Below are 10,543 nucleotides of genomic sequence, written 5' to 3'. Positions count from 1 at the left end.
CTTTTTTTGCATAGAAAAAGACTGGCCAGTGCCGAATAATCAGTTAGGGCTAGTCTTTATAGTGTGTTGCAATATCTTCAATTTTACAATCCAGAATATTACAGAGAGTGTTGATGGTGTTCATACTGACACCTTCATTATTCTGCAAACGATGTATCAGGGACTTACTGAAATGATATTCTTTGTGAAGAGTGTATTTTGTGATACATCTTTCTTGCATGGTAAGCCACAATTTATCATATTTAATCAACGGCTATCTCCACCTTTTTCTTGTCTTTCCCTCATTATAGGGTTAAGATAGAAAGTAACAAAGGTTCTGTTTTCGGAACCCATATCAATGAGGAGGAGATGGATTGAAAAAGCAGAGGATAAAAGGAATTGTACTGGTAGTTGTTTGTTTCATATGTGTATTGTGTATATGTAGTGGGTTTTATAGAGTGCAGTCGAAGGAACTTTCGGAAATTCCTGATGCAGTCAATAGTACGAGATTTAACACTACGGAACATTTAACAGTTGTAGCAAATCAGGAGGAAATTGCTGATAAAAAGGAACTGGCAAAACAGATTATAAAAATGTGCAGGGAAAATTCTTTTCAGTCTATAAAGTTTTCTTATGATATGGTATGCCCGACAGAATTACAGATCAATGTATATAAGACGGAAAACGACTTTAACGATAATAAGCAATTCTGTGAGATAGCGTATTTATCAGATGAAGAAAATGGGGAATATGATATTATCCACAACCCTGAAAAATTTATATTGTATGTAGATGGAGAAAAGGTAGAATAGAGAAATAGAGGTTTGCTTCCCTGGATTTAAGGAAGAACCTCTATTTTTATGAAAAAAAGTCGGTTATGATTTTTCTTGTGTATGTTCACGCTGGCGATTTTGAGCTTGTGAGGTTCCAAGAATAATATCTACATTGGAACACACTGTACGGAGTTCCCGTTCATGTTCCCGTCGGGCATTAAAGTCTTCACGTTGCATCGTCTGTAATTCTGTTAAGCGATTCTTTTCCTCACGCAGCATTTTTAATGTAGGAAGTTTATTGCCCTGTGATTTTTCTTTGAGTATTCGGAGGGCAGATTCATAGAGTGTAAGTTCTGCCCGGTGATCATCATAAAATTTTTCTTTGTTCCGACTTTTGCGGTAATCAGAATATATAGATTTATTGGCAAGATACTGTCCGGTATAATGAATCTGTTCATTGACATTCTTCAAAGTATTCTCTGTGGATTTTAGTGTATTTCTTGCATCAGTGCTTTGAGCAGAGGCATCGGAAAGAGCTGCATCTAAATCTGCCTTGGATTGAAAGCCATGTTCCTGTACATAGGCAACTGTCTGAGCCATCATTTTCAGGTTAGACAGTTTTACTTTTTGAGCATACGCCTGACTTTGCTGTGCTTTAATACAATGCTGCAAATCTGTTACCAACCGTAAATCAGATTTTATAAAGAGGAAAGTATGTGGAGCTTCTGTAGTTGTAGCAGTGTAGGCAGAAACTGTTGGAGTTGAAGAATTAACAACTTGAGAAATATCAGGAACCGGATTTTCAGTAATCTGTGCGGTAGAATTTTCTTGAAATATTTGCAGAAGATGTTTTTCCTCATAAAGTGTACCAAGGCTTCTTCCAGTAATGTATTTACTGCGGTTGGGATGCAGGTAGCTGTATCTGCCACGACTGACTTTGAATGTAATATTATATTTTTCAGACAGCAATCTGGAAAAATCTTCTTGTGATATTGCCTGTGAAGCAACTGTATCAATCGCATCACGAAGATATTGCTTCTCGGTTTGAAAAGTAGTCTGCCTTGGAGTCAGTCCTTTTTTTTCAAGCTCTGCATTGTGTTTATCAAGTTTTTTTTGTCCTCTGCGTTTTGCCCAGTACTCTTTTTCAGATATTTTCCTTTCCGCAGGTGTTAGAAGGTCTACCTGGTTCAACCCATTGGCGGTACACATATCCATGACTTTTTGCTTCAAATAGATTCGGTATCTATCGGAAAGATGATGTTTATAGCCAGCTTTTGAATCCCGGTCAAATTCCATATAGGGCTGAGGCTCAGTGTCATATTTGCGGATACTGTTGATTACGATATGCACATGAATATTTCCACTACCATTATGACCGTCAGTGTGAGTACAGACAAGTGCCTGGTGTCCGGGAAAATTCTCTTTGGCATATTCCAACCCTAACTTTTGAGCCTGTTCACCCGTCAGACCATGTTCGTCCCTGTCCTTGGGATCGAAGCTGATAATATAATGATGAGATTTGATTTCGTTAAAAGACTGATTTTTATGAAAATAGGCATTTGTTTCCATGCATTCAGCAGCAAAACTGAACGGATCACAGTTTAAGCCGTCAAGATAATATTCTTCACGAATGAGCATATGCCCTTCATCATCAAGAATAGGTTTTTGCGTATATTCGTCATGCTGAAAAATCAGATAACGCTCAGCTTCTCCGTAATCAGCATTTTTACTTGCGATATGTTTCAGTATTGCCACGAAAATCACCTGCCATTTCCATTACCTTGTATTTCATTTCATATAAATCCCGAAGACGCTTATTTATTTCTCCACGCATTTCCTGTGAAAGAATTCCGCCCTGGTTAAAATATTTTGCTATCTGGTTGAGGTTACTGCCTATTTTACCGAACTCTGCAAGCAGACTTTTAATTTCTGGAACATCAGCAACAATCTCGATTTTTGTATGTACATTTCCCTTTAAGGTTTGAGTTCGTACATAAGCTGCCAGCGACAGGTTGGCTTGCTTTGCGGCATTTTCAATAATGGCAAATTCAGTGTCCGTGAATCGGACAGTAATACGTTGATTGCGGGACATTTCTTTTTCTTTCTTTGGTCTTGTCATAATTTCTATTCCTTCCTTCGTTATCTCCCGATGATTTACAGACAGGCAAATTTCACGTTTACAGTGAAAGGCAAGTAATAAAACTTTATTACGCTGTGACCATGCAAATGGGAACCAACGAGACAATTTTTAATTGTATTTGAGGGTATGGGGAGCAAAATCCCCATCAAGTTGCCTGCTGGCAAAACTCGGTATCCGAGTTTTTGGCTGCCAAGGCGAAACTTGCTCTAAGAAAGAAATCCCTCTACTAATAAAGCGTGAGAAAGCTGTTTTACAAACCCCTAAAATGAAAAAAGTAAAAAAATCTGAAAAAGGGGGTTGGTAAATAACCTCTGCCGGGCTTTATAGGTAGAAGAAAATTTTCAGGAGGTGTAAAAGAATGTCAGCAAAAGAATTACCAACACCGGAGGAAATGCAGGCAATGGCAGAGGTAGACCTCAAAAATATAGATACCAGTAATCTGATTGATATAGAGCAGGTAAAGATAAGAACGGAGTTGCCACAAGAGGAACGGATTGCAGACTATATTCATCAGATTAAGAATCCATATTGTTATATTTCTCATGGGGTGGCAGTGAAAATCAGTTTTACCGGAAAATGTACGCTGGAAGAAAGTCTGAGCAGGTGTATTTCATTATGAAGAACGAAAAAACAGGTCAGAAAGAAATTTGGAAAAGAATGAAAAAAGGTGTAGCAGTGAGCCAGAAGTTATGTTAATATGGTGTTGGGTCAAAATTTAAGAGCATTCAAGAAGCCATGAATTTCTTGGTTTACACTGCCGGACGGCATAGTAAATTAGGAGGTTGATGGCTTTATGTATTTTAATCAAAAGTCTATATTAGCGGCAGACTATTTAAGACTTTCCAGAGAAGATGGAGACAAGCTGGAAAGTGATAGTATCCGCAATCAAAGAAGTCTCATTAACGATTTTGTAAAACAGCACCCGGACATTACCCTGGTCGATGAATATATTGATGATGGTTACAGTGGAACAAATTTTGAACGTCCAGCATTTAAAAGGTTGCTCGAAGATGTGAAGAAAAAGAAAATCAACTGTATCATCGTTAAGGACTTATCCAGACTTGGAAGAAACTATATCGAAACAGGACGATACCTGGAAAAGATATTTCCGTTTCTTGGAGTCAGGTTTATTGCCATTACAGACCATTATGACAGTGCTGCGGAATCGGATGATGCAGATCAGATCATAGTTCCCTTTAAGAATCTGATAAACGATGCTTATTGCAGGGACATCTCAATTAAAATCCGAAGTCAGTTAGATGTGAAAAGAAAAAATGGGCAGTTTATAGGAAGCTTTGCAGGATACGGGTATCAGAAAGACCCAGAGAACAAAAATCATCTTATCATAGATGAATATGCAGCAGAGATTGTTCGGTTTATTTTTAATCTGAAAATGGGCGGGTACAGTTCTCAGAGGATTGCTACAAAATTGAATGAAATGGGAGTATTGCCACCACTGGAGTATAAGCGAAGCCGTGGAATGAAATATAACAGTGGATTTCGTTCAGGAGCTAATCCCAAATGGGCAGTTACGACAGTGAAACGTATTTTGACAAATGAGCTTTATACCGGGACGATGGTTCAGGGAAAAAATCGTAAGATCAATTACAAAGTAAAAGAGTGCAGACCAGTAGCGGAAGAAAACTGGATTCGGGTTGAAAAAACTCATGAAGCTATCATAGCAGAAGAAATATTTCAGTATGTACAATCACTGCTAGAACTGGATACCCGTACTGCACCGGATGAAGATTCTGTATATTTGTTTTCGGGATTTTTACGCTGTGGAGACTGCGGACAGAACATGGTAAAAAGAAGCACATCTAAAAAAGGAAAGAGATATTATTATTACCATTGTTCTACATATAAAAACGGAGATGGGTGCAGTTCACATCTGATCAGTGAAAAAATTGTACATGCAGTTGTGCTGGAAGCGATTCAGAAGCAGATTGTATTATTAGTAGATGCGGAAAACATTATCCGGGACAGTGGAATGGAAAATTATAAGAAAACAGAATTTGATTCACTGGAAAAGCAGTTGACTGTTCTCCATGAGGAAGTGGAAAGATATAAAGATTTAAAAACTCGTTTATATCAGGATATGTTGGATAATATTGTGACCAGAGAAGAATACCATGAGTATAACCAGAGATTTTCGGATAAGTTGCATAATGCGGAAGAAGCAAAACGTGAACTGGAAAAAAAGAAAGAAAAGGCAGTAGTGGAAGGGAAAAGGGAACATCCCTGGATAGAAGATTTTAAAAGCTATCAGAATATCACACAGCTTGACCGTAAAGCAGTAGTCACATTAATTGATAAGATTATCGTTTATGGAAAAGACCGTCTGGAAATTCAGTTTAAGTATGCCGATGAAATACAGGAAATGACGGAGGTAGCTCAAAATATTCGGGAAATAGAAGAAAAGGAAGGTAGATTCAAATGCGGTGCGTAAGTTACACAAGAACCACATCATGCAAATCCAGTGAAAGCATTCCGACAGATATTATTCAGCAGCAGAATGAACAGATTCAAAAATATATACAATCGCATGGCTGGAAGCTGGTTGCGAAATACAGTGACAGAAAAAGGGATGATAACGAGAATACTGCATTTGAAGAAATGACAGTGGATGGTATCAGCAGGAAGTTTGATATGGTGGTGGTAAATAGCATTGATCGCTGTGGTAAATATATTTCCTGTGCTGAAGATGTCCTTGCAAAAACATTCTTCCCGGCAGGAATCCATTTTTCAGTAGTACAGGATGATTTTTGCAGTATCGGAAAAAGCAGAGAAGAAATTGGTGAATATTTCAGAAAAGAAAAAATTGCGGTACAGATAAAGAGTATGCGGGAGTTCGCTGTGCGAGAGCAAATTGAAGGATATTATAACGTACATGATGAAAAGTATGGATACATACTTTCAGAAGACCGGAAAGAGTTACTGGTTGAAAAAGAAGCAGCTACGATTATACGTGAAGTGTTTCAAATGCTTTTGGATGGTGTATCAGTAAAAAAAATAGCCGATATTATGAATGAGAGAGGTGTTGAATCACCTATGGTACATAATGCCAGGGTGGGACATAAGCATTGGCCACATTATGAAAATAAATGGAGTGAAGGATCGCTTCGGAGAATCTTAGACTGTACAGCGTATGACGGCTATTGGAAGAAAACAATCAATGGAAAACTCTGTACAATTCCAATTACTCCGATATTGGAAAAAGGCGTATTTGATAAGGCAAAAGAAATTGTAAAAAGCCGGTCAACGACAAAAAACCGCAAAGGCGGAAAACTGGGACCGTATGTTCATAAAATATTTGATGAAGAAACAGGAAAACCACTGTATTTGAGAAATTTTCAAAGCGGAGAGTCTGTATTTGTATTGAATTCAAAGATAAATGAGCTACCAAAGAGCAAAAGAATTTATATAGAAGTAGACGTAGTTACAAGAGCAGTAAAAGAAGCAATTCAATCGGAAATGGATATGGCAGAAAGAATGACCAGATATTTGGAAACGGAAGCTATACAGAAACTGTTACAAAAAGAACAACAGCAATATTCAGAAAAGGCTTGGATGATATTTCAGGAAATGGAGCAGGTAGAAAAAGATCGTATTCCGATATATGAGAAATTTAAAAATAATGAGCTTACAGAGACAGAGTATCTGAATAAAAAAGAAGAAATACAGTCACAGCTACAAATGTATGAAATGGATTTTGAAGGACTTATGGAGCGGTTTGCCGAGATGAAGAAAGCATTCAGCAATGAAAATGAATGGATAAAGACGTTTCAGAGAGTGGAGCTTCCAGAAGATCTGGGATTTGAACATGTGAAGAAATGGGTAAATAAAATAATTGTTTCAAATTTCAAAGAGGTGCATGTGTATTTGACAATGCAGAGATGGAGAGATTATTTTCCAGAAGAATGGTTGGAGGAATAGTTTATGGCGAGAAAAAGCAGAAGAAATAAAAGTACTGAAGTAAATATTTCTCAGGACATAGTCAAAAATAAAAATCTGTTAGATACAGCAATATATGTTCGTTTGTCTGTTGAGAACGGTGGAAATGAGACAGATGAAACGCTGGTAGTACAACAGATGTTGGTTGAAAAATATATTGAAGAACATCCTGACTTGCGACTGGCAGGTACATATAGTGACAATGGATTTAGTGGAACCAATTTTGATCGACCTGGATTCATAAAACTTATGGAAGATGTGAAAACAGGAAAAATTCAATGCATTGTTGTAAAAGACTTATCACGTTTTGGCAGGGATTATTTGGAAACAGGATATTATCTGGAAACCATTCTTCCAAGACTTAATGTAAGGTTTATTGCAATTACGGATGATTATGACAGTTCCAGAAAGGAAGATCAGGAGAATATCAGTGTACCTCTGAAAAATATGGTTAATGCCATGTATGCAAAAGATATGTCAAAGAAAATATTGGCTGCAAAGGATGCACAGAGGAGAAATGGAAATGTGACATTGAGTAAGGTGGCGTTTGGGTATATTCGCTCAGAAGACAGGCACAGACAGATTGTGGATGAGGAGACAGCCCCATTTGTAAGAATGATATTTCAGTGGTACATGATGGGAGTCAGTAAGCCTAAAATTGCAGACAGATTAAATCTTATGGGTATTGCAACACCAGGGCAGAGAGAGAAGATGGAAAATTTAACGGTTCCCCTGGAAAAGACAAAATGGCGTGCGGACAGTGTAGATAAAATTTTGAATAATCCGACATATGCCGGAGATATTGTGACAGGAAAATTGAAACAAGCGTTGTATAAAGGCGTCAAACAGTATAAGACAAGTCCGGAAGACTGGAATATTCAAAAAGATATGCATCAGCCTATGATTGCCAGAGACGATTATGAAGAATTGCAGGAAAGAGCAAATGCAATGAAAAAAATAACGAAGGACTGGCGTGTGAAATATATGAAAGATCGGGAGAAATACAAAGATTACTTTGCCGGAATGGTACGGTGTGGAGATTGCGGTCGGACGATGTATTGTGTCCGATATACGCATAATTATAAAACGATGGAGAAAGTTGGAATGTATTACACGTGTTCCGCCCAAAATCATGCTAAAAATCATTGTGATCAGAAAATAGAAGAAAATTTACTGAAAATGCTTGTGATGGATCAGATTCAAATTCTTATAAGGAGTTTATGCGACAGGAAAAAGTTGTTACAGAAAATGAAAACCGATACCAGTGAAAAAAATGCTTTTTATGAAGCCGGTGCAAATGTGCGGATGTTGGAAAGAAAGGTATCGCAGGCAGAAGAAAAGAATGCAACATTATATGAAAATTATGTATGTGGTATTGTTGAAAAAGAAGATTTTGACATGATGAAGGAGCGGTACATTCAGAACTTACAGGAATTAAGGGATGAATTGCAAGCTGCAAAACAGAAACAAAGAATGCTGGAAAAGAAAGCCGACAGATATATGGATATGGTAGATAATCTGGAGCCATATTTGTCTGAACGAAGTTTCAATGAAAAGCTGGTGCAGGAACTTGTAGAATATGTGGAAGTATACAAAAATGGGAACATTCATGTATGTTTCAAATGTGATGATAAATTCCAGCAGATAATAGAATTGATAGAGGGTGTTAAGAGTGCTGAAGAACGCATTATATCTTAGATTGTCACTTGCAGATGGTGATCTGGGAAAAAATAATAAAGATGAAAGTAATAGTATTGAAAATCAGAGAACGCTTCTTGTGAACTTTTTGCAGGACAGGGATGATCTGGCTGACGAATATATAGAATACGCCGATGACGGCTATACGGGAACAAATTTTGAACGTCCGGAATTTAAAAGAATGATAGAAGACGCAAAGGCAGGAAAGATAGATACGATCATTGTAAAAGACTTTTCCAGATTTGGAAGGGATTATATTGGTGTTGGAGATTATCTGGAGCAGATACTTCCAATACTGGGAATTCGTTTTATTTCAGTCAACAATAATTATGACAGTAATGATTATCTTGGGAAAACGATGGGAATGGATATGGCTATTCATAACCTGGTTAATAATCTTTACAGCAAAGATATTTCGAAGAAGATAAAAAGTGCGTTGAGAGTGAAATGGAAAAACGGACAATGGACGGGAGGAAAACCGCCATTTGGATATTTAAGAGATACTGAGACGGGAGAATGGGTGATTGATCCGGTAGCAGGAAAATATGTAAGAGCTATTTTTGACAAAGCAATAGAAGGCTGTAATACTACGCAGATTATGTATTATATGAATGAGCAGAAGATACCTACACCGGGAAAATATAATAAAGAAAATGGTCTGACACATTATGGATATAATCAGAAATTACCAGAGACAGAAGTATTATGGGATTGTGGAATGATTCGTACAATCCTTTGCAGATATGAATATACAGGAGCATTAGTACAGGGAAAACGACAGAGTGTTGCAGTTGGAAGTAAAATAACCAGAAAATCAAAATATGGGGATATGGTTATTACAAAAAATGTTCATCCGGCAATCGTATCAGAAGAAGAATATGAACTGGCAAAAGCAACGATCATGTTTATGAATAAGCCAGGATACCGAGGAACAAGAAAATTTGCATTGAAGGGGAAATTAAGATGTGGAAACTGCAGACGTTCGATGGTTCTGATGGAGTCTGGTGCAAATGATAAAGTGTACTGTCCGCATAAAAAACTGACGGGGAAGTTTTCAAAATGTTCAGATGAAGCGGTTCCTGTTATGATTATAGAGGGGCATGTATGGTATGCACTGCAACAAGTTCTCTATGTACTTGATATGATTCGGGAAGATATTGAGGAAAAAGCAAATGCGTTAGATGGTGTAAGGAAAAAGAAGCTAAAGCAATTGGAATTAGAAAATGACAAATTGAAAAGTGAGCGAATGCGGCAATATGAAGCATATGCGGAAGGAATTATTACAAAAGATAAATATTTGCTTATGAAGCAGCAGCTTACAGATAAAGTCAACCGCAATGAGACAGAAATGGAAAGACTTACTCACTTATCAGTAGAGGAAAGTGCTTATAAAAACAAAGTAGCGTCTGCGATAGAGCTGCTTGATGGAGAAATGCAGCATGAAAAAATCACACAGGAGCTGGTTGATGCCACGATTGATACAGTATATGTGTACGATAAAAAACGGATAGAGGTTGTGTTTAAGTTTGATGATATTCTCATGCGGGCAATCGAAAAATACCAGAAGGGGGAAAAAGAAGCATGACATTTAAGAATTTTATATGTAAAGGGGTTTTAGTATTCACAGGTTTGTTGCTGATCGGCTGGCTTGGACAGTATATTTATATAGTGAATGGAGAAATTGACTGGTTCCGCTTGATGTTGGTGTATGGAGTTCCGGTAGGAATACCGCATATGTTTATTATTGTTCCATGGCACTGGGATTTATCCGGTATTCTTGGAATGGTTGCCCTGTGCGTAATTGTAGGTGGCGTATTTGGATGTGTGATTGCAGCAGGTCTGGCAGTCAGAGCAATTTGGTACATAGTAGGCTATCCGATCAGCAGAATGCTAGCCGGATATAACGGAAAAAGAATGTAAAGGAATAATATGGTAGAGAATATGACCACGGGTTGACAGCCTGTGGTTTTATTTTGCCATTTCTTGATGCAGAAAGATG

10 protein-coding genes are annotated in these 10,543 nt (G+C 37.6%); 7 read left to right on the top strand and 3 right to left on the bottom strand.

What is annotated here, in order from left to right:
- Positions 1-49: 49 nt before the first annotated feature.
- Positions 50-232 (bottom strand): helix-turn-helix domain-containing protein, encoded by a 183-nt coding sequence (locus DXA18_RS10350; RefSeq protein WP_278337070.1) that lies wholly within the window; start codon positions 230-232, stop codon positions 50-52.
- Between the two features lie 121 nt (positions 233-353).
- Between DXA18_RS10350 and DXA18_RS10345 the strand changes: the two genes are divergently transcribed.
- Positions 354-791: a hypothetical protein gene (locus tag DXA18_RS10345; protein ID WP_055282517.1), complete on the top strand. Its 438-nt coding sequence runs from the start codon at positions 354-356 to the stop codon at positions 789-791.
- A gap of 63 nt (positions 792-854) precedes the next feature.
- Here DXA18_RS10345 and DXA18_RS10340 read toward each other — a convergent pair whose 3' ends face one another.
- Both DXA18_RS10340 and DXA18_RS10335 read right to left on the bottom strand, forming a co-directional pair.
- Positions 855-2,507: a relaxase/mobilization nuclease domain-containing protein gene (locus DXA18_RS10340; RefSeq protein WP_118383829.1), complete on the bottom strand. Its 1,653-nt coding sequence runs from the start codon at positions 2,505-2,507 to the stop codon at positions 855-857.
- Positions 2,479-2,871: a plasmid mobilization protein gene (locus DXA18_RS10335; RefSeq protein ID WP_118062420.1), complete on the bottom strand. Its 393-nt coding sequence runs from the start codon at positions 2,869-2,871 to the stop codon at positions 2,479-2,481. Before DXA18_RS10335 ends, DXA18_RS10340 begins: the two co-directional genes overlap by 29 nt.
- A gap of 379 nt (positions 2,872-3,250) precedes the next feature.
- Here DXA18_RS10335 and DXA18_RS10330 point away from each other — a divergent pair, with 379 nt between their 5' ends.
- The 6 genes from DXA18_RS10330 (at position 3,251) to DXA18_RS10305 (ending at position 10,464) form a co-directional block, all read left to right on the top strand.
- Positions 3,251-3,511 (top strand): DUF6870 family protein, encoded by a 261-nt coding sequence (locus tag DXA18_RS10330; RefSeq protein ID WP_226843799.1) that lies wholly within the window; start codon positions 3,251-3,253, stop codon positions 3,509-3,511.
- A gap of 174 nt (positions 3,512-3,685) precedes the next feature.
- Positions 3,686-5,341: a recombinase family protein gene (locus DXA18_RS10325; RefSeq protein ID WP_118383828.1), complete on the top strand. Its 1,656-nt coding sequence runs from the start codon at positions 3,686-3,688 to the stop codon at positions 5,339-5,341.
- Positions 5,329-6,828 carry a recombinase family protein gene (locus DXA18_RS10320; RefSeq protein WP_118383827.1) on the top strand — a complete coding sequence of 500 codons (1,500 nt, stop codon included), beginning with the start codon at positions 5,329-5,331 and terminating at the stop codon, positions 6,826-6,828. The genes DXA18_RS10325 and DXA18_RS10320 overlap by 13 nt, the downstream gene beginning before the upstream one ends.
- A gap of 3 nt (positions 6,829-6,831) precedes the next feature.
- The gene (locus tag DXA18_RS10315; RefSeq protein ID WP_118383826.1) at positions 6,832-8,544 is read left to right on the top strand and encodes a recombinase family protein; all 1,713 of its coding nucleotides are present in this window, start codon (positions 6,832-6,834) and stop codon (positions 8,542-8,544) included.
- Positions 8,519-10,129 carry a recombinase family protein gene (locus DXA18_RS10310; RefSeq protein WP_158567120.1) on the top strand — a complete coding sequence of 537 codons (1,611 nt, stop codon included), beginning with the start codon at positions 8,519-8,521 and terminating at the stop codon, positions 10,127-10,129. Before DXA18_RS10315 ends, DXA18_RS10310 begins: the two co-directional genes overlap by 26 nt.
- A complete protein-coding gene (locus tag DXA18_RS10305; protein WP_118383824.1) occupies positions 10,126-10,464 on the top strand; it encodes a DUF6050 family protein in 339 nt (112 codons plus the stop codon). The genes DXA18_RS10310 and DXA18_RS10305 overlap by 4 nt, the downstream gene beginning before the upstream one ends.
- Positions 10,465-10,543 lie beyond the last annotated feature (79 nt).

It is taken from the genome of Dorea sp. AM58-8 (assembly GCF_003464045.1).
Taxonomy (GTDB): domain Bacteria; phylum Bacillota; class Clostridia; order Lachnospirales; family Lachnospiraceae; genus Claveliimonas; species Claveliimonas ammoniilytica.
Note: the sequence above shows the minus strand (reverse complement) of the source record. Positions and strands in the feature narration are given on the sequence as shown.

Coding starts and splice junctions, on each gene's coding strand:
- DXA18_RS10325 (WP_118383828.1), top strand. CDS start 3,686: ATGTATTTTAATCAAAAGTCTATATTAGCGGCAGACTATTTAAGACTT.
- DXA18_RS10335 (WP_118062420.1), bottom strand. CDS start 2,871: ATGACAAGACCAAAGAAAGAAAAAGAAATGTCCCGCAATCAACGTATT.
- DXA18_RS10315 (WP_118383826.1), top strand. CDS start 6,832: ATGGCGAGAAAAAGCAGAAGAAATAAAAGTACTGAAGTAAATATTTCT.
- DXA18_RS10320 (WP_118383827.1), top strand. CDS start 5,329: ATGCGGTGCGTAAGTTACACAAGAACCACATCATGCAAATCCAGTGAA.
- DXA18_RS10305 (WP_118383824.1), top strand. CDS start 10,126: ATGACATTTAAGAATTTTATATGTAAAGGGGTTTTAGTATTCACAGGT.
- DXA18_RS10330 (WP_226843799.1), top strand. CDS start 3,251: ATGTCAGCAAAAGAATTACCAACACCGGAGGAAATGCAGGCAATGGCA.